This window comes from Streptomyces sp. WAC 06738 (assembly GCF_003945505.1).
Classification (GTDB): Bacteria; Actinomycetota; Actinomycetes; order Streptomycetales; family Streptomycetaceae; genus Streptomyces.
In genome coordinates this window covers 4,450,411-4,468,219 of record NZ_CP029618.1, presented here as the reverse complement: position 1 = coordinate 4,468,219, position 17,809 = coordinate 4,450,411, and the positions used below count along the sequence as shown (strand labels likewise).

Genomic DNA, 17,809 nt, shown 5'->3' with positions numbered 1-17,809 from the left:
CAGGGCCGGACTCAGGGAGTGGGAGAGAAGGGCCGCTAGACGCTAGGAAGCAGGTCAGCGGCGCATTGAAGTGCTAGCGGGGGTGCTAGACCTAGCAGGGGTGCCCGCTAGGTCTAGCGGCGTCCGCTAGTCAGGCGGCGACGGCGCTGCCGTCACGTTCTGCGATGGCGCGGAGGATGTCAGCGCGGCGGACGCCGCGGCGATTGGCACCCTTGCCGTCCTCGGTGGTGCCCCAGACCTGCACCGTGCGGATGCCGTACGGGCGCAGCGCGGCGGTGAGTTGGTCCGTGTTCCACTCGCCGTAGACCTCCGGCCGGAGGTCGGCCAGGCGGGCAAGCACAGACTCGTTCCAGAGCTTCGGCTTTGCTGCCGGGATGGCGGCGGCCAGGTCGCTCAGGAGGTCGTACGAGGACGCGGGATCGGCCTCCGGCTGTTCGCCGAGGGCGTGCCCGGCGAGGGTGCCGGCGCGTTCCCGCGCGGCGCGGGCCCGTAGGGCGATCGAGTCGGCCTGCAAGGCGTCGATGTTGGCGGAGCGGACGATACGGGCGTCGGCACCTTCGCCGAGGAAGTAGCAGACGCCCTTGTCACCCCACGCGAACATCGACGCCCGCACACCCCGCTTGTACGCGCCCGTGCCCAAGACCATGTCGTTCTCGACCTGCCCCATGACCTTCAGACACCAGCGGGCGGAGGCGTTGGCGCTGATCGCGGTCGGGATGCTGTCCTTGTCCGGCCGCTGCGTCGACAGCAGAAGCACGATCCCCAGAGCCGGGCCGCGCTTGACCAGGTCGGTACAGATCTCCTTGAACTCCGCACCGTGCTTGTGGTGCTCGAACCACACCTGGCACTCGTCGACGCCGACCACGATCGGGTGCAGCCCCAGGGAGCGCTTCGAGGCCAGGTCGGTCGTCACCTTCGACTCGGGACAGACGTCGCGCGGGAGTGAGCGAATAACCTTCGCGCGGCGGCGCAGTTCGCCCTGCAACTCGCGCATCGCGGCGATGCCGTACGCGATGTCCTCGGGCTCCTCGCCGGCCCGGTGGCGGTACGCCACGCGGCCGAGGGGGTCGAGGTCGCCGGTGCCCTTCAGGTCGTACGTGTGGAGTTCGGCACGCGGGTCCAGGGCGGCGATGAGGAGGAGCAGCCGGAGGAGGAAGGTCTTACCCATGCGTGGGATGGCGCCGATGACGCCCGCGATGAACATGAGCGTCACGCCGACCCACCGGCCGCGCTGGTCCGTACCCCAGGACACGGGACGGAAGAGGTCCACCGTGCCCGACTTGGCAAGCGGCCAGGACTCCTGCCGCGCCTGCGACATGTCCTGATCACCGACCCACAGCCGAAGACGGCCGGTGTGCTCGTCCGGCACCGGCTCCGGCCACACGGTGCCCAGCGGGCGGCGCAGACCGGAGGCGAGCTTGTCCCGGCGCTCGATGACGTCCGTGACGGTCACGCCGTACGGGAGATCACCCTCAGCGAGCCAACCGGGTCCGTCGCGGGTGATGGGTGCCGAGAAGGAGAAGCCGGGGCCGCCCTTCGCCTGCTCCTGGTTGATCGCCTGGATGCCCAGGGCGCCGAGGGCGCGAAGGACGATGTTCGACGTGAGCTTGGTGGTCTTGGGGATCTCGACGGCGCGGTGGATCACCGGTTCGTCGGCCGGCTGGCCGAGCCAGCCGAGGGCCGTGGTGACCACGTAGCCCGAGAGGGCCAGCAACCAGGTGGGTGCCAGAACGAATAAGGCCAGTGCGGCGGCCAGTCCCGTGACGGAGGCCATCAGGGCGACGACCGAGCGCCACCTGACTCGGCGGTCACGCTGCCGGGAGAGCTTCAGGTAGTAGTCGATGTCCTCCTTGCTGGCCGCCGCGCTGCGGAACGGCTGCCCCTCGGCGTCGGCCACCCACCGCAGTGCGCCTCCGATGAAACGGGCTGCGCCTCGCGGAAGTTGGAGGGTAAGTCGGAGCTGGTACCAGGGCGCACGCACGGCGTGGTACGCCACTACGTGCCAGCCGTACGCCGCGACGCCGGAGCCGGCCGCCTTGAACTCACGCCAGGAGCGGGCCCAGGGCGGGACGACCGGCCGCCGCTTCGAGTCCCTGACCCGGTCCATGAGCCGTACGGCGGAGGAGCCGCCGGGCCGGTCGACCAACGTGACCTCGTCGGGAGGAGGGCCGCCGGAATCTGCCGCTCTCTCCCCGTTCTCGTCGTCGTGCTTCACTGAATCTTCCTTCCGGTTCGGAGGGAAGCCGGGGCCCCGGCCCTACCCGCCAAAGCAGCGGCCGGGCCCCGGCGGTGAGCGATTCAAGGGGCGCTACGGCCGCCCGGCGGCGGTGGGCCGCGGGCCGCGTTCGGCGTCAAGCCGCACAAACACGCCGTGCACGTAACTCGGCGCGCGGGTCGCCCGCTTCGCGGTCTCGCGTACGGTCAGGCCCTCGGCCCAACCGTCCTCGATGACCCGCTGCGCCTCCGCGGTGCTGAGCTTGTCCGGCTCTGGCTCGGGGGCATGTTCAGGTGAACGGCCGCCCCCGTTCAGGGCGGCGCCGAGGGTGAACACGCCTGGCTGGCCTGCCTGCCGGATGCTGTCGGTCGCCCGCCGCATCTGCCCGCGAACCTCCTCGGCGAGTGCGGAGGCAACCGGATCACTGGCCGCGTCCGTCCACGGGGAGGTCAGGGGCACCGTCGCCAGATCGGCCGCGTGCCGCCGTGCCGCCAGCAGTTCGAGCAGCTTCCGCCGCTGCTCCCGGTCCGCGCCGACCGATGCCTTCGCCACCGCGGCCGACAACCGCCGCGCGATACGCCGGCCGCGCCGCCCGGCTCGCCGCTCCGGCGGCAGAGCCGCCAGGCGCGCCGCCAGCTCGACAGCGCGGAGCGTGGCGCGGTCCCGGCTGATCTGCGCCGCGTTCCGATCCCGCTCGGTGATCCCCAGCCGGGACAACAGCCGCTCCCGCAGCTCCCGCCCCGCCACGGCGACCACGCCGCGGGACTCCGCGCCGGGCCTGCGGTGCCGGAGTTCGATGCCCATGGCCAGATGCCAGAGCACGGCGGCCAGGAACGGCCCGACGAACGCGCGAACCGTACCGCCGAGCGGCCCGGACTCGGCGTACGCCGGAATGACCTGCACACCCGTGATCAGCCAGACGAGGAGCCCCGGGGCGCCGGGCGCCTTCAACGGGCCGTTGAGGTTCTGCCGCGCCATGAGCGCCGAGGCGAACAGCCCCAGCTCCGCGGCGGCGAACATCGCGGCTCGCTCGGCTGTGCTCCCCATGCCCAAGTAGTCCTCCGCGAACCGCCAGGACGTATCCGCGGTGTACGCCGTGCAGCTCGCGGCGGCGAGCGCCGCGACCCGCACGGCGGGGGTGTCGAGCTTCGCGTACCGGGCCAGCCGGCGCAGCGTGAGCCAGAGAAGCGCCAGCCCGAGGAGCACCGCCGTGGCGGCAACCACGGCGTTCGTCCCCCAGGGGATGAGAGCGACGGGCTTCATACCGCCCGCCTCAGCCGCGGCGTCCACCGCCGGCCCTTGGCGTACCGGCTGAGCCGCGCCGCGTAGCGGGCGTTCGACCGGGCGACCTCGTCACCAGCGGCTTGGTCCTGCAACTCGGCAAGAACATCGTCGGCAACGGCGAGCCGCGCCGCGCGGTCCTCCGCCGACTCGACCGGCCCGACCGGTTCGTCCGCCGAGGTTGGGCCGAGGAACAACCTGCGGAAGTCCTCGGCCCACGTGGTCTCGAAGCCGAGCGCTAACGCCTCGGACTCGAAGGCGTCCAGGCTCCCCCGGCCGCCGTCGTATGCACGCATGATCTCTCTGCCTCCTCGATGGGATGGGCGAGCCGGGGCGGCGGGCTTCGTGACCCGTCGGCCGCCACTCCGGCGCGGGTGGTTCAGACGCGAAAGCGACGCGGACCCGTGATCCGCTGCAACCCCCGATGCCCGGTCACCACGGCGGTGAAGGCTCCGTATCCGGACAGGAAGGTCAGCAGCCATCCGGCGCCCGCCTGTTGCGCGGCCTGGCAACTGACGTACGTCCCGACGACGGCCAGGACCAGGGCGGACAGCGCCACCAGCCCTCGGGCGGTCGACGCGGGGGCGGGCCTCCGGGCCGCGACCGTAAGTTCGTCGGGCGGAATCGGCCGGAGGCCGGAACCGGGGATGTCGACGAGGACGAAGCGGCCGGTGCCGTGGGCGGCGACGCCGACGACGGCGCCGAGGGCGTTGTTGCCGCCGCGCTCTTGAACGATGTCACCGATGGCGAGCCACATGGGAACCCTTCGCGTGCAGTAGCGGATGGGTTGCGTCGATCACTCGGCGGAGCGAGTGGTCATGACCTCCGACGCCGCTCGGCGGCGGCGCCAAAGATCAAAAACACTCGTTCGCTCGTCACGCTGTGGAGTTCTCAAGGTGCAGACCGTTCGAGGTAACTCCTTAAGAGATCAAGTCATCAAGTCCTCTTGAGGAGTAGCCACGACTATGACGTACGTCGCTCAACTCGTCAAGTCCTCTTTAGGAGCGCTAGGCTGGTGTCACGTGACAGCGCCCTCCACCTGGGGCTCCGAGGCGACGACAAGGGACACGAGCCGTGGCGAAGGAATACGAGCGCATCGCGAACGACCTCCGCAGGTCGATCCGCGACGGCGACCTCAAACCCGGCGACCGGCTCCCCTCCGAAGCAGAGTTGGTGGAGCGGTACGGGAAGAGCGGGCCGACCGTGCAGGCAGCCCTCCGGGTGCTGCAGTACGAAGGGTTGATCGACAAACAGCACGGCAGGGGCAGCTTCGTCCGCCGCCCGCGGAGCACGGTGCTGCGGACCAACGAACGCCACCAGTGGGAGAAGGACCGGGCGCGCGAGGCCGAAGAGCACCGGCTGAAGACCGGCGCGACCGAGTACGACACCGGCCTCAAGGTCGATGACCTGGTCTTCCACGCGTCGTACAAGGAGGCGGAGGCATCGAAGGACATCGCCGACGCCTTCGGCGTACCCGCGGGCACGGCGCTCGTCGAGCGCACCTACCGCACGCGCTACGCCGCGGAGCGGGCCCCCTTCGCGCTGGTCACGTCGTACCTCGTCCGCGACATGGTCGCGGAGAACCCGGACCTCCTGGACGAGACGAAGGAGCCGTGGCCGGGCGGGACTATGAATCAGCTCCACACGGTTGGCATTGAGCTGGCCCGCATAGAAGAACGCTTCACCACCCGGCCGCCGACGCCGGAGGAAGCAGAGGAGTTGGAGCTGCCGCCGGGGATGCCCGTCCTCCTGGCGCGCAAGATCTCGTACGACACGAACGACCGGCCGGTGGAGATCTCGGATATCACGCTGCCGGGTGACCGGACCCACGTGCACGTCGTCACGCACCTGGAGCGGTGGTGACCACGATGGCCCGCCGCATCTCGGTCGTGACCGCCGTCCACGCGCCGTCCGCCGCGTACCTTCAGGATGCGTACAAGTCCCTGGAGATGCAGGAGCTTCCGGCCGGCTGGGAGTGGCACTGGTCCATCCGGGAGGACGGCACGGGCGAGGAAGTGGCGCCGTACGTGCCGAACGACGTCCGCGTGACGTTCCGCCAGGGCCGCGGCGGCGGCCCCGGGGTGACGCGCACGATGGCGCTGGCCGAGGCGCACGGCGATTACGTGAAGGTGCTCGACGCCGACGACCAGCTCACCCCCGGCGCACTGGCCCGGGACATCGCCGTCCTGGACGCCAACCCGGACGTCGGCTGGACGACTTCGCGCGTCCTCGACCTCCTACCAGACGGCTCCACTGCCGGCTTCGACCAGGACCCGGACGACGGCCCCGTGGAACGCGGGGCGGTGCTGGAACACTGGGAAGCGAACAACTTCCGCGCCCAGGTCCACCCCGCAACCCTCTGCGTACGCCGTGACCTGCTGCTAGCCCTCGGCGGCTGGATGGCCCTGCCGGCCTCGGAGGACACGGGCCTACTCCTCGCCCTCAACGCGGTAAGCCGAGGCTGGTTCATCCGCGACTCAGGCTTGCTCTACCGCAAGTGGCCAGGCCAGATGACCAGCCAGGCGTCCCACAGCAACGCAGCGGAGCTGGAAGCCCGTATGTCCGTCATCGCGGCCAGGGCCCACACGCTGACGGACTTCGACTGGACCATTCCACTCCACGGCTGATCGGTGCCGTAGCTCGGCTCGACGCAACCAGACGCAGGGGGAGCGCCACGAAGGCGCTCCCCCTAGCTGCACACACGCGGCACCCTGCCGCCCTCCACCACAGGCTCGACCACCAGTGAAGACCGTGGCTTGACTCCGCATCGCAACTCCTTAAGATAACTTAAGGAGTTGCGATGGCTTCTCCTCCCGGACGCTCATGAGGGAGGAACCTCCTCATGCCCACTCACGGACCCAGCAGCGGCGCGCGCACTCGCCGGCGCCGCAAGAGGCGGTCCCGCTTCACTCCCGTTGCCGCACGAGCCAATTGGAGGTGATCACACGCATGGCGACTCAATACTGGGACGTCGCTGAGCAGTTGAGAACTCTGATCAGTCAGGGGAGCTACCCGAACGGCACACGGCTCCCTGCCGAGGACAAACTTGCAGTTCAGTACGGCGTCAGCCGCCCTACCCTCAGGCTCGCGCTCGAACAACTACAGAACGAAGGCTTGCTGGACAAGCGCCACGGCAGCGGCAACTTCGTGCGCTGGCCCGCAGACCGGCTGATCTACCCCGGCATTGCACGTATGACGGACGGGCACGACCTCAACACCTTCGTCAGTAGGACGGAGACGAAGGCAGACCCCTCCGTTGCTGCCCTCCTTGAGATAGAGCAGGGCGACACAGTGATCGCGTACACCTACCTCGCCCGCCGGGGCACTCGCCCCCGGAGCCTGACCCACGCTTACGTGCCGGCACGGCTGGCTGCGCTGATCTCGCCGAACCGCTCCTTGCACCCTTGGGGACACGACATCCGTCAGCAGTTTGCGGAGTCAGGCGTACGACTGGCCTCCAGCACAGAACGGCTCATTGCACGACTGCCCACGTCCACCGAGGCCCGCACGCTGCAGATCAGCCCGAGGGGGACGGTGCTTGTGGTCGGACGGACGCTCATTGATGTCGCCGGCCGAGTGGTCGAGGCATCGGTAGTCGTCATCCCAGGCCAGTGCGCGGAGGCGATTTTCACCACCCACTTCGCGCTCTCCAGCGAAGAGTGCGAGTCCTCGGCACCTACAGCCGCCCACCACGAAGCAAACCAGCTCGTCCACGGCCTGAACCCGGCGGAGAGCGACAAGGAGGTATCACGTGATTGATGACTGGAAGAATGAGGTCGCGGACGAGAATTGCGGCGAATGCCTTGACCTGGACAAGCAGTTGCGCGCTGCGCGAGGTAAGTACGACTGGAGCAGCGTAACCGACGTCCGGGTCCTGCGGAAGCGACACGTCAAGAGCGCTCACGCAGAGGCCGAGGTGCAGACGTGAACCCACAGGGACCCGAACTACGGCTTTTGCCCTGGGTGAACGACCATGGGCGCCCCTGCTATGTACGAGAGGGCGGGTGGCTCTCGGAGTACGCAGACCTTCTGGAGAGCCAGCAGCTCGACACCGGCGAGGACGTCCTGCGTATGTCCGAGGCACTGCTCAACGACAAGCCGAGCAAGACCGAACTGCGATTCGTGACGCAGCGGCTGAGCGAGGCACTGCGCGATGCTCTGCGAGTCGCCAAGTCTCGGGGAACCCGGCTGGACACGATTGGCGGTCACGGAGACGTGGCAAAGCGGCCTCTCACCGAGTGGTATCGGGCGTGGTGCCGCAAGGCCAGCAGAGCGCTCAAGGCTCGACGCCCGTAGCCGAAAAGCGCCACAGCGAGGGCCGGCCCCCGACACGTCGTGCGTCGGGGGCCGGCCCTTGCTCGTCAGCTCACGGCAGTTCGTCCGCGTCCACCCTCGAAAAAATGAGGTCGCTCTCGCCGTCGATCCGCCCTCGCAGTCGCGTCGGAACGGCCGCCGGTTGCCGAAGCGCCGGCGGATAGCTCCCCGGTGCATAGTCGTTGGCCAGGCGGTAGGCGTGGAAGCCAGCCCGCGTCATGGTCTCCATCAGCTCGTCTACGGAGTCGCCCAGTTGCGCCATTCGCTCCGGAGTCACTTCGATCGTGATCTCTGCGTCAGGGCGGAGCTGGTCCAGCAGGGGAGCCAGGCCCCGGGCCACCTTCCCCTCCGCACCTTCGACGTCCACCTTGATGACGCGCGCCTGTGCGACCTCGGCCGGCTCCAGCAGCTCCGGCAGCGGGCACGCCTCGGCCTCGAAGGACGACTCAATCGGGCCGTCATACGGGACGATGCTGTTCGCCCCCGTGTTGATCGAACTGGCCAGGATGAACGTCAGAGTCTCCCGACTGTCAGACACTGCGGCGTTGACCGCCCGCACGTTGCCCAAGCCGTTGAGGCCGACATGGTGCCGGAGCCGGCCGTAGAACTCCGGAGACGCTTCGATGGCCACCACGTGTCCGGCATCCCCCACCAACCGCGATGCAAGCACGCTGAAGTACCCGACGTGAGCGCCGACGTCCACGAACGTGTCCCCGGGGCGGAGCCTCCCCTGTAGCCAGCTCGTCATGTTCGGCTCCCAGATGCCGAACAGGTACACGTACCGCTGGATGAGGTCGCGTGTGTCGACGGCGAACCGCGCCCCGAAGAGTGCTTCCGTGACCCGCTGCCTAGGGTGATCGCGGAGATACGGGTTCAGGAAGCGCGCAGCCAGCGCCGCCTTCCCAACGGGCACCGGGGCGTCGCGCACGTACCGCCGGCCGAGGGTGAACAGCGTCTCTGCGATCGTGCTCCGCATTGCGTATGCCTCTCCGCCGGGGTTACCCCGAACGATAACGCCGCTGCCGTGGCGCCCTAGGACTGGCTCAGGATGCCCGTTCCCTGGGCGCCGCCCCGTTCCCTAGAATCCTCAAGACGTCTTGACGAGTCTGGCCGGGGAGGGCGGAACGACGTGGAGCTGGGCCAGCAACTCCTGACGATCTCCGCGGTGCTCGTCGGCGCAGCGATGACCTACGTCACCAACACACTCTCGGAACGCCGACGCCTCCGCCACGAGTTGCACACGCGGTGGGATGACAAGAAGCTCGACGCCTACGGCGACTACATCGACCGGGTGCGCGCCTGCGTGTTTCTAGCCGTGTCCCTCTACGAGCACCGGGAGGGCATCCTTGAGGCCGAGCGGAGCGAACAGGACCTCTCAACGGAGCTGGCCGAGGCCATCCGCTTACGCGGCCGAGCCTTCGAGCGCATCATGCTCCTCGGCAACGACCGAGTCGTAGAAGCCGGCCACGAGGTCAACGCCATAGCCCAGGAGATCGACTGGCAGGCCACCGGCCGCATCACAGGCACCCTCGCCGAGTGGCGCCAGCGCCACCGCACAGTGTTCCAGCGCATCAACGCCTTCCACGACTGCGCCCGCGAAGACCTCGGAGTCTTCGGCCGCGTAACGGGCCAAGATCACCCGCAACGCGACCTGCTGCTTCCTCCAGCACGACTGGGACAGGACGCCGACACTCCTTGAGCGCCCTCACGACTGTGCGGGAACGAGCGGCTGCAACGTCCCGGGTAGTCACGGCCGTCACAGCGTTACGACACGGGCCCCTCAAGATCACTTCGGTGGCTCAGCACAAAGCCCAGCGCCGTTCACTAGAACTTGCCGATAGCCAGGATCCAGCGAGACAGATGCAGTGACCGAGAAGGCGTGATTCCTCACTCGACACCCTCAATCGTATCTACCCCACAATACCGAATGGGACGCGAGCGAGTACCAATCCCCGAACTTCTGCAGCCCCCCATTCAACAGTCAATCGCTTTCCTACGGCATGGAACGTGGCACCCGTCGTGAAAATATCGTCCACGAGCAGAACGCGCTTCCCTTCAACACTTTGTCGTAATCGTAAGGCATCAGCGTGTTGGCGCGCCGCTTCCATTTTAATCGACCAACTCTTGCCTTTACCGGCCGACTTGTCAGTCTCGCGATCCTTCACCAACACGGGACTATCCGGGGCCACAATTGGCCAGCGCCCACGACCGTCCTCTAAGTATGCAGACTTCATCATTATCTCGATATGCCGCACAGGCGTACGGTCTAATGCAGTCGGGTTCCCCAATATGAGATCGACATCGTCGACATCGTCTTCATGAGCGTTAAGCCAACCCACTATAAGACGCCCGAAGATCAATCCCCAACCCACGTAACCTTCATACTTAAACCTCTTTATCGCCTCCTCAAGGGCACCAGCGAACATCGCAATGGCATCGACGCGAGTAAAGCATCTCTGACGCGCCCCCCATTGGCAAATTATGTTTCGACACTTCTCACCCGGGCCACTCAAATCTTGGCTGCATATCCCGCAGTGGTACTCAGCGAGAGGGCGAAAAGTTTGCATGGCGCATTCAGCGCAGACATCCGGTGAACCAATGCGCACGTATGCACATTTACGGCATTTCGGAAATCCCAACGGCTTTGGGAGGTCTGCGGCGTGAGTCACAGACCGGCCAACGTAAGTTGCAGCCGCTGCTGTCCAGCCTGATGTACGCGAGTCGCTTCACCCATTAATTTGAGAACATCATTCAATTCAGCTACCTCCACAGCTCTTCCCTCAGCGATCATTTGCGCTGCCCAAGGCTCTTGCGTAGCTAGGGAGCGAAGTAGAAAAACACGCTTCCCATGCTCGTTCGCAATCCTGGCCTGCATTTTAGCGCCGGAAGTCGATGACGCTTCGATCACGATACTTCCCATGGTTGATCCAGAGGTAACGACGTTCCTTCTAGGGAAAGTCCAAGTTGCAGCCGGCGAGGTCGGCCAGAACTGCGAGAGCAAGGCCCCCCCGGTGTCAACAATCCGCCTAGCGAGGTCCTTATTCTGCGCAGGATAAACCCTAGCTGCAATCCCGGTGCCTAGAACTGCAACCGTTCGCGCACCCATCTCGACAGTCGCCGTGTGCGCAGAAGTGTCGATTCCTTTTGCTAGTCCACTGACCACGACGACGTCGTGGTCCACAAGCCCTTGAGCCATGCGCGAAGCGCGTTGCAACCCATCGTTACTAGCCTTCCTGGTACCGACTACTGCGGCTGAGCGGGCGTCACGCTCTGCTAGATCGCCAAGGTAGAATAGGAAGGGAGGAAGGTTGGGGATTAAGCGCAAGTTCGCTGGATAATCTGGATCCAGAACCGTTACTAGGCGGGCACCCGCTTCTTCGGCTGCAGCGCACTCCTTTTCAACCCGCGCACGAGCGTCCTCCAGAAAGGCCAGAGCTCGACGCAAGCGGGCTTGGTTACGTCGGGCGACAGCAGATTCCTCGGGTAGATCCCCGCCGAGGACAACGTCCAATGCCTCACGCGACTGGCAAACGCGCGCGATGAGGCTCCAGTCGACGGACTTGGCATCCACACGAAGCGCGCACAATGTGAGGAGATCACGCTGCTCAGGCGATATCTTGATCATTCAAGTGTCCTTCTACTCGTCGGCCCTGGTGTTCGAAGGTCGTTTCAGCCGTACGCTGGGCCACTTCCATGATGGCGTACGTTGCGCCGCTTGTGCAGGGGGAACTCCCCGCGCGTTGGCGTGATTTACAGAGCACTTGAGCGATGGTGCGTCGTGATGCCCAGGTCATCCAGGGGTGCATCTGCCCTGTTCCGAGCCGGACACCGTACTGGCTCTCAAGGTCGCCACTGCGGCGTGGCCCTCAAGCAGCGCCCAGCGCAGAGCTGGCGACGGAGGTGATGCAGCAGCCGAGTTGGGGGAACACTTTCATGGTGTCTGCCCATCGTCCCCAGCGGAACGCAGGCGTCAGACGCCAGTGACGCCAAGCGAAGAACCGCTCACCCGCCCCCCGTTGGGGACCCAGCACCACCATCTGCCGGGTGCCCCTGAGTGATGGCGGGCACGATGCCTCGGTCACCGGCTCGGGGCGGGGCAAATTCTCCGGCGTGGGTGGATTCATCTACCCCTCTACAAGTGGCCTGATCATCCACCCTGACGCGAGATACCCAAGCCTGGCTACTGTTGAAAGGGCTTCTTTCCACACTCCTTGGCTTGCTCAATCAGCCTGCAGCCTTCTCCCGGTTACACTCTCGATTAGCTGCGCGATGGTTTTAAGGCGTTCGTCAAGGAAGGCGGCATAGGAGTCTCGCGCAATCCCACTGTCCGGTTCTAGCGTGATGGCGTGAGAAGCAAGAACCGAGCGGAGCTTGTCCTCACCAAATGCCTCCGCCATATCTGCAAGATATTTACTCGGCGCCTTATCCTTGATAATTCGATTCGTTTCAGCGTCTACCAAGCTACGGTTCAGGATTAGCTCTGCACTCTCAGCATTCTCTTCACGTGCCAAGTACGCCTTTGGGAAGATGTGGTGAGAGTCAATCTGCACCTCTTGCACGCGGTGCCGAGTCATTGCCTGACCGGTGTGGAAATCCTCTGCCCGACTTTTGATCAAAAGACACATGAAACCAGCGTAGAGCGCCTTTCGACGTACCGATGCAGACCTAAATGTCGATGAGCTGAGCGGCAACTCCTCAACGGCTTCCGGCGCCTTCCCCTCACCCGAGATCACCCAGCCTCTCAGACGTGAGAAGTCAGCTCCTACCTGGCTATTCGCACCTTGGTCATAGTTCGTAGTGAAGACACTGCACCAGAAGAACTTTTGTAGTCGCTCGTATGCCGGCCCCCGATCCAGGGGCTGAAGGTCCTGGATCTCACTCCATGTGGCGGCCATGGGAACAAGAATCATCCCATAGGGGAGCCATTTCGGCGAGACCACACCGCAATCGGACTGCAGCATATCGATGACTCCCGCGACACCTTGGATCACGGAGTTCCAGTGCTCGCGAATGTCGTTGGCCGTCAATTTCTTCAAGACGTCAGACCTTTGTGCAGAACCATAGGCCCTGAGACAAACCGCCTGGAGCACGTTGTAGGGATCAACCTTGAAGTCGCCTAGCGACTGATAGTCAGCCTGAGCTTCAAGCCAGTAATCGCGCAAGTTCACGCCCTGCGGATAATACCTCGCGGTGAGAAGTTCGAATGGCCCCAGCGGCTTCCCAGTCCTATTCAAGGTCTCGAAGATGGTGCAGACCGCTTCAATCGGAGTGGTCTCGGGGAGAGTGAGGACGGGGAGACCGTACGACCTCAGGGGGACAATAAACTTGTCACGCATCTTCCTATAGAGCGATTTGAGCGCTTTGGCGGAATGTGAAGAGTTCTGAGATGTCAGCACTTCTACATAGTCATCGAGCCAATCGTCAAAGGTGACGACATCAGCGACGGGGAAATGCGAAATGCCGAGAGTGTCGTTATTCTTCTTTGTTTGTGCTCTTCCACCTGAAGCAGGTAGGGAGATGATCGCTTTCTCGAAATCTACCTCATGGAATTCACGCACCTCGCCGTTCTGCAAATCGATAAACTCGTCAACCTTCAAGTAGAATCGCTCGTCCCCCGTTCCAGTTAGAGCCTGGTAGAGGGCAGTCAGTCGTTGCTGGCCATCCAGTACAAGCTCATTGGGGATTTTTTCACCCAACTCTGGGGCGCCTTCGAAATTCCTGCTGGCGAATTGCTCGTCTGCACCTTGCTTCCAGAACAGCAGCGTGCCGACAGGGAACTTGGAGATGATGGACTGAATCAACTCTTCGGTCTTGGTGGAATCCCATACAAAGTTCCGCTGAAAATCCGGCAAGGCGATCTCCCGCCCACGGATTCTCGTTACAAGATTTGACAACTGTCTCGGAACTGTTTCGAAGATAGGGTCCGACTCGTACGCGCTGGTCATGAGCTCTCCTACCTTGATGAGATGATCGTCTCGCCGCCAGGTGGACCGATACAAGACCGATCCTAGGTGCCACCACTGACAGTGGTGCTGGAATCAGACAAGGGCGCGCAGTTGCCTGGGCGGATGCTCTCCTCGCGGCGGCTGGTCGGTCCCGTCTGGAGGTTCTCCGGCATCGTCCCCCGCGACCCTGAACTGTGACATCCGCTCAGAACGACGGTTTGTGTCAACGCCTTGTCCAGTGCAACGGCGGACGTAGCAGTTCACGGTGGCACGCGAGCCTATCGGCCCGCCACTCCACGACTGCGCCCAGCAACCTCCCGGTCCGCATCTGCGAGAGCCCCGTCCGTTCTTCGAACTGCGTGTCGGCGGGGTGCACCTAGTCATCCAGCAGGTGCCGTACCGTCTGCTGGCACTGGCAAGCACCGTTGCCGGCGCGGCCGTGGCCTGGTTCACCGGCCGGTGAAGTCGAGGGTCCCACCTGTCCCCCCTGTCCCTCCAGCCGGTCTGAGCTGTGAGAGCTACAGGGCGCAGGGTGAGGACTGGGCGCCTGGCTCCGCCGCGCCTCCCCCAGAGTGTTCCAGCCCTTCGTGCTGGAGCGAGCGTTGATGTCTGACATCAACCCTGACATCAACGTCGCCGGACCGGGACAACTCGCGGCGGTCACCTACACGATCAGCACGGTGGCCACCATCGATGACGCATGCCCTCAGGACCGCCTGAAAAGCGGAAGGTCGCCGGTTCGACCCCGGCCCCAGCCACACGAAGCCCCCTCTTCGGAGGGGGCATTTTCATGCCCGCGCCCGTCCTGGGGCGGCGGGGGCCGTACGCCCCGTTATGGGGGGATATCTGAGTTCGCTTGATAAGTTCTGGCGGCAAGCTTTAGCTTCGCGTTCGCATCGCGCCCGAAGAGGAAGCGGAGTTACGTCGTGAAGCTTGGAACTCGCCTTCGGGTAAGCAGCGCAACCTGGGCCACCCCACTCTGCCTCGGTCTGACATATCTCTACTTCTTCAAGAGCTTCAAGGCGGACTTCAAGCCCCCTGCCGGGCAGCCCGCATATGCACCGTACGTTGTTTCGTCCGTGCTCTTATCGTTCTACGCCGTGTCTTATGCCGTCGCCTCGGGCCTTTCCGCATGGGAAGCGGGCCGGATCAAGCGGGATCAGGTCTGGAGACTCTCCCCGGTGCGCTTTCGCCACAGGATTGCCCTGGAGTCGCTTCTGCCCGTCGTGGCGGTCGCATGGTTTCTGATACTTGCACCCGTGGGCATGGCCCTGGCGCAAGAAGGAACCGCCCCTGACGCTGGGTCGATGATACTTGTGCTGATGGCGCTGGTCATCTCACTCGCGCACTGCGTGATCGGATTCTGCGTCGGCACCGTCACCCCGCCCCGCCTTGCACCGCCGGTTCTTTCCGTCGTGGTGTTCTATACGGTTTCCGCAGCTTGGTCGTACGAGCCGTTCTGGTTGCGGCACATCTCGGGGCGTTATGCGACGGATCTGCCCTTCGGCGAACTTCCCACCGCTTCATCGGTGATAGCCCCGGTCGCCTTCATCTGGGCAATTGCCGCCGCCGCAATCCTGTTGTGCACGCCGGCTCGGAACAGGAAGGCTCGCGCGTTGCTCTGGGCCGCGGCTGTTTCAGTTCTGGTGGCGGGCACGTATGGATCATACTCGACCGTGAAGGAATGGGGCCATACGCCACCGCTGTCCTATGAGGTACAGAGATCCTCCATCGATGAAGAGGAAAGACAAGCCCTCTGATGCGACTGTGGATGTTCGCCCGACGCGCTCACATCTATATGCCCGGCTCGCTCGCCTTGTTCGGGTTTCTGGCGTGGACACTGCGTGAAGAATATGCCGAGCTGCCGTCATTCTTGATGGGGGGTGGGGGGAGTGTTCCGCTGCTCTGCATCGCTCCGATTCCCGCCTGCGCGGCCCTGGCGATGATGCTGGATTCGCGCATGGAGTCCGCGGAAGCATCTGGAGTGCGGCCGATAGTTGCTTTGGACCTGGGGCTCATCGCGCTCACCGTCGCCCTCGCGGCATCGATCGGGGTCCTGTTTCATTCCCTCGACCACTCGGATACTTCTCTCGCCGCCGGCCGAAACACCGCCTTCCTTGTGGGGTTGATGCTGGTGGCACGCGCCTTCACCAAGGAAGGTGCGGCGATGGTTCCCGCCGCCTGGGTATTGCTGGTCGCGGTCGTTGGCTACGGCGACGGGCATCGTCCGCGCGTCTGGGCCGTCATCGCAAGGGATGGTCAGGATCCCTTCGCTTTCGCGATATCGGTGATGACGTTTGCTGTCGCCATCCTCTTCATGTCCGCCGGGCGATACAGAAAGCTATAGGAGGAGAGTCGTGAGGATAACGGGCTGCTCGTACAGGTACAGAAGGTGGTCCTCGTTCGTACTCGAAAGGCTGGATTACGAACTCAAGCCGGGAGTGACCATTCTCCTCGGTCCCAACGGGGCGGGTAAGTCCACCCTCCTGCGCCTCGCGGCCGGTGTCGCACTGCCGACGGAGGGATCCATCGCTCTCGATGGCGTATCGTCCAGCGATCGCTCTTACCGGCGTAGTGTTGCGTGGATGCCCCAGAACGTACCCGTGATGGCCGGCCTGACAGCCAGGGAGCAGGTCGCCTACGTCGGCTGGTTGAAGGGGATGAGCAAAAGTTCGGCGTGGCAGTCTGCTTCCGAAGCTCTCTCGCGGGTGGAACTCTCAGAGCAAGAGAATATGAAGATGAACCGGCTGAGCGGCGGACAGGTCCGGCGCATCGGAATTGCGTCGGCAATGGTCCACAGAGCCAGGGTGTTACTCCTCGATGAGCCGACCGCCGGCTTGGACCCGGCGCAGCGGCGTCAATTCAGGACTCATTTGACCGGCCTCCCGCCCGATGTGCGCGTGATGATGTCCACCCACGACGTGACGGATTTAGCGGAGGAGTCGGACTACGTTGCAGTTCTGAGCACGGGAAGGATCCTCTTCGAGGGCCCGACGAGTGCCTTCCTGGCCCACGCTCCGAGTGACGTGGCTCCCGGGCGCCGGGCAGAGGCCGCCTATTCGGTTCTCACGGGATAGATCGCCCAACGCCCTCCGAGTTGCCGACGTCTACGGCATGAGTCACCGTCCACAGCCGGCCCAGGGGTGTGAGGTTCAGGGTGCGGGCCACCGCTTGGGAGGCGTGGTTGTCGGTCGTCGTGCTGTAGAAGAGGGCTTCCGTACCTGCGCGTTGGAGGCTTGCCCACGCCGCGACCGTGTGCGGGGCCAGGCCCCGGCCGCGGTGTGCCGGGTGGGTCCAGGCGCCGGCTTCTGCTGAGGTCGGGGTCGATGCCGGGGTGTGGCAGATCGAGACCGGGGTGTCCTCGTGGACGGCCATCGCCCACGGGCCCAGCGTGCCCGTCGTCAACTCGGCCCACTCCCCCGGTTCCCAGTTGGCCGGCCGCCGCAGGCTCCGCGCGCGGCGCAGGCCCGGGGCGTCCGAGACCAGGAGCGGGAGCGGGGCCGGGGGCAGCACCGGGAGGGTCGGGGGAAAGACGTAGCTGGGGCCGCCCTCCAGGGCGCCGTCCAGAGTGCGGGCCAGGGCCGCCATCGCGCGCGGGGCCCTTTCCTCTTCGTACGGAGGCGAATCCGACGACAGGGCGCGCTCGTGCTCCGTACCCGCCAGGTCCTCCGCCACCGCCACCAGCCGCGCCCCCGGCGACCACGCCCACACCGCACGAACGCCGGCCGGCGCGCTGACCGTCGGCAGCCCCCCTGCACTCCCCCGCGCCAGCCCGTGCACCCCCGCCACCTGCAGCGCCAGCAAGCGCCCCTCGTCCCGTTCCATCCCGGCAACCCTACGGCGCGACCCGCTCCCGCCCGCCCGGGTGCCGGTGGCGCCAGGTCCGGAAGACCGCCGTCCCGGCGATCGCCCACACCGCCAGCACCAGCTACGGGAACGGGTGGCCCGGGAGCGGCGGGGCCGGGGTCGGGGGCGTACGCGCGCCGGCAGCGCCCGCCGGCGGGAGCGCGGCCACCGGACCGGGCGTGACCGCCCCGCACCGCCCCCCCTCGCC

General features: G+C 65.3%; 18 protein-coding genes. 9 read left to right on the top strand and 9 right to left on the bottom strand.

Annotation, left to right across the window (positions count from 1 at the left end; all coding sequences use genetic code 11):
• Positions 1-130: 130 nt before the first annotated feature.
• The 4 genes from DMB38_RS19465 to DMB38_RS19450 all read right to left on the bottom strand — a co-directional run bounded on the left by DMB38_RS19465 (position 131) and on the right by DMB38_RS19450 (position 4,253).
• Positions 131-2,215, bottom strand: coding sequence for a cell division protein FtsK (locus DMB38_RS19465; RefSeq protein ID WP_125936250.1), 2,085 nt, complete (start codon positions 2,213-2,215; stop codon positions 131-133).
• Positions 2,216-2,308: 93 nt separating this feature from the next.
• Complete coding sequence (locus tag DMB38_RS19460; protein ID WP_240662373.1) at positions 2,309-3,478, bottom strand: hypothetical protein; 1,170 nt, start codon at positions 3,476-3,478, stop codon at positions 2,309-2,311.
• On the bottom strand, positions 3,475-3,792 hold the full coding sequence (locus DMB38_RS19455) for a hypothetical protein (RefSeq protein ID WP_125936249.1): 318 nt from the start codon (positions 3,790-3,792) through the stop codon (positions 3,475-3,477). Before DMB38_RS19455 ends, DMB38_RS19460 begins: the two co-directional genes overlap by 4 nt.
• Before the next feature lie 83 nt (positions 3,793-3,875).
• Positions 3,876-4,253, bottom strand: a complete 378-nt coding sequence (locus DMB38_RS19450) for a hypothetical protein (RefSeq protein WP_125936248.1) — start codon at positions 4,251-4,253, stop codon at positions 3,876-3,878.
• A 317-nt stretch (positions 4,254-4,570) separates the two neighbouring features.
• Here DMB38_RS19450 and DMB38_RS19445 point away from each other — a divergent pair, with 317 nt between their 5' ends.
• From DMB38_RS19445 to DMB38_RS36175, 4 genes are all read left to right on the top strand, one after another.
• Complete coding sequence (locus DMB38_RS19445; protein ID WP_125936247.1) at positions 4,571-5,359, top strand: GntR family transcriptional regulator; 789 nt, start codon at positions 4,571-4,573, stop codon at positions 5,357-5,359.
• A gap of 5 nt (positions 5,360-5,364) precedes the next feature.
• On the top strand, positions 5,365-6,123 hold the full coding sequence (locus tag DMB38_RS19440) for a glycosyltransferase (RefSeq protein WP_125939140.1): 759 nt from the start codon (positions 5,365-5,367) through the stop codon (positions 6,121-6,123).
• A gap of 322 nt (positions 6,124-6,445) precedes the next feature.
• On the top strand, positions 6,446-7,255 hold the full coding sequence (locus DMB38_RS19435) for a GntR family transcriptional regulator (RefSeq protein WP_164716041.1): 810 nt from the start codon (positions 6,446-6,448) through the stop codon (positions 7,253-7,255).
• The gene (locus DMB38_RS36175; RefSeq protein ID WP_164716040.1) at positions 7,248-7,424 is read left to right on the top strand and encodes a hypothetical protein; all 177 of its coding nucleotides are present in this window, start codon (positions 7,248-7,250) and stop codon (positions 7,422-7,424) included. Before DMB38_RS19435 ends, DMB38_RS36175 begins: the two co-directional genes overlap by 8 nt.
• A gap of 438 nt (positions 7,425-7,862) precedes the next feature.
• Here the strand turns inward: DMB38_RS36175 and DMB38_RS19425 are convergent, their stop codons facing one another.
• Positions 7,863-8,786 (bottom strand): FkbM family methyltransferase, encoded by a 924-nt coding sequence (locus DMB38_RS19425; RefSeq protein WP_125936244.1) that lies wholly within the window; start codon positions 8,784-8,786, stop codon positions 7,863-7,865.
• A gap of 153 nt (positions 8,787-8,939) precedes the next feature.
• Between DMB38_RS19425 and DMB38_RS19420 the strand changes: the two genes are divergently transcribed.
• Entirely contained in the window at positions 8,940-9,509 is a 570-nt protein-coding gene (locus DMB38_RS19420) for a hypothetical protein (RefSeq protein WP_125936243.1), read from the top strand.
• 211 nt (positions 9,510-9,720) lie between these two features.
• On the opposite strand, the gene DMB38_RS19415 is transcribed toward DMB38_RS19420, so the two are convergent.
• From DMB38_RS19415 to DMB38_RS19405, 3 genes are all read right to left on the bottom strand, one after another.
• Positions 9,721-10,236 carry a phosphoribosyltransferase family protein gene (locus tag DMB38_RS19415; protein ID WP_240662372.1) on the bottom strand — a complete coding sequence of 172 codons (516 nt, stop codon included), beginning with the start codon at positions 10,234-10,236 and terminating at the stop codon, positions 9,721-9,723.
• A 239-nt stretch (positions 10,237-10,475) separates the two neighbouring features.
• Positions 10,476-11,435 carry a DNA-processing protein DprA gene (locus tag DMB38_RS19410; RefSeq protein WP_125936242.1) on the bottom strand — a complete coding sequence of 320 codons (960 nt, stop codon included), beginning with the start codon at positions 11,433-11,435 and terminating at the stop codon, positions 10,476-10,478.
• Positions 11,436-12,030: 595 nt separating this feature from the next.
• Complete coding sequence (locus tag DMB38_RS19405; RefSeq protein ID WP_125936241.1) at positions 12,031-13,755, bottom strand: DUF262 domain-containing protein; 1,725 nt, start codon at positions 13,753-13,755, stop codon at positions 12,031-12,033.
• Between the two features lie 66 nt (positions 13,756-13,821).
• On the opposite strand from DMB38_RS19405, the gene DMB38_RS37495 reads away from it, so the two are divergent.
• The 4 genes from DMB38_RS37495 to DMB38_RS19390 all read left to right on the top strand — a co-directional run bounded on the left by DMB38_RS37495 (position 13,822) and on the right by DMB38_RS19390 (position 16,832).
• Entirely contained in the window at positions 13,822-13,953 is a 132-nt protein-coding gene (locus DMB38_RS37495) for a hypothetical protein (RefSeq protein WP_276314961.1), read from the top strand.
• Between the two features lie 728 nt (positions 13,954-14,681).
• On the top strand, positions 14,682-15,515 hold the full coding sequence (locus DMB38_RS19400) for a hypothetical protein (protein WP_125936240.1): 834 nt from the start codon (positions 14,682-14,684) through the stop codon (positions 15,513-15,515).
• The gene (locus DMB38_RS19395) at positions 15,515-16,102 is read left to right on the top strand and encodes a hypothetical protein (RefSeq protein WP_125936239.1); all 588 of its coding nucleotides are present in this window, start codon (positions 15,515-15,517) and stop codon (positions 16,100-16,102) included. Before DMB38_RS19400 ends, DMB38_RS19395 begins: the two co-directional genes overlap by 1 nt.
• Before the next feature lie 10 nt (positions 16,103-16,112).
• Positions 16,113-16,832 carry an ATP-binding cassette domain-containing protein gene (locus tag DMB38_RS19390; protein WP_125936238.1) on the top strand — a complete coding sequence of 240 codons (720 nt, stop codon included), beginning with the start codon at positions 16,113-16,115 and terminating at the stop codon, positions 16,830-16,832.
• Here the strand turns inward: DMB38_RS19390 and DMB38_RS19385 are convergent.
• A complete protein-coding gene (locus tag DMB38_RS19385; protein WP_125936237.1) occupies positions 16,822-17,580 on the bottom strand; it encodes a GNAT family N-acetyltransferase in 759 nt (252 codons plus the stop codon). The two genes, DMB38_RS19390 and DMB38_RS19385, sit on opposite strands and share 11 nt — an antisense overlap.
• Positions 17,581-17,809 lie beyond the last annotated feature (229 nt).

Bases quoted from the DNA above. Each gene is read 5' to 3' on its own strand.
- DMB38_RS19435 (WP_164716041.1), top strand. From the start codon at position 6,446: ATGGCGACTCAATACTGGGACGTCGCTGAGCAGTTGAGAACTCTGATC.
- DMB38_RS19450 (WP_125936248.1), bottom strand. From the start codon at position 4,253: ATGTGGCTCGCCATCGGTGACATCGTTCAAGAGCGCGGCGGCAACAAC.
- DMB38_RS19415 (WP_240662372.1), bottom strand. From the start codon at position 10,236: ATGTTCGCTGGTGCCCTTGAGGAGGCGATAAAGAGGTTTAAGTATGAA.
- DMB38_RS19410 (WP_125936242.1), bottom strand. From the start codon at position 11,435: ATGATCAAGATATCGCCTGAGCAGCGTGATCTCCTCACATTGTGCGCG.
- DMB38_RS19405 (WP_125936241.1), bottom strand. From the start codon at position 13,755: ATGACCAGCGCGTACGAGTCGGACCCTATCTTCGAAACAGTTCCGAGA.
- DMB38_RS19455 (WP_125936249.1), bottom strand. From the start codon at position 3,792: ATGCGTGCATACGACGGCGGCCGGGGGAGCCTGGACGCCTTCGAGTCC.
- DMB38_RS19425 (WP_125936244.1), bottom strand. From the start codon at position 8,786: ATGCGGAGCACGATCGCAGAGACGCTGTTCACCCTCGGCCGGCGGTAC.
- DMB38_RS19385 (WP_125936237.1), bottom strand. From the start codon at position 17,580: ATGGAACGGGACGAGGGGCGCTTGCTGGCGCTGCAGGTGGCGGGGGTG.
- DMB38_RS19440 (WP_125939140.1), top strand. From the start codon at position 5,365: ATGGCCCGCCGCATCTCGGTCGTGACCGCCGTCCACGCGCCGTCCGCC.
- DMB38_RS19460 (WP_240662373.1), bottom strand. From the start codon at position 3,478: ATGAAGCCCGTCGCTCTCATCCCCTGGGGGACGAACGCCGTGGTTGCC.
- DMB38_RS19395 (WP_125936239.1), top strand. From the start codon at position 15,515: ATGCGACTGTGGATGTTCGCCCGACGCGCTCACATCTATATGCCCGGC.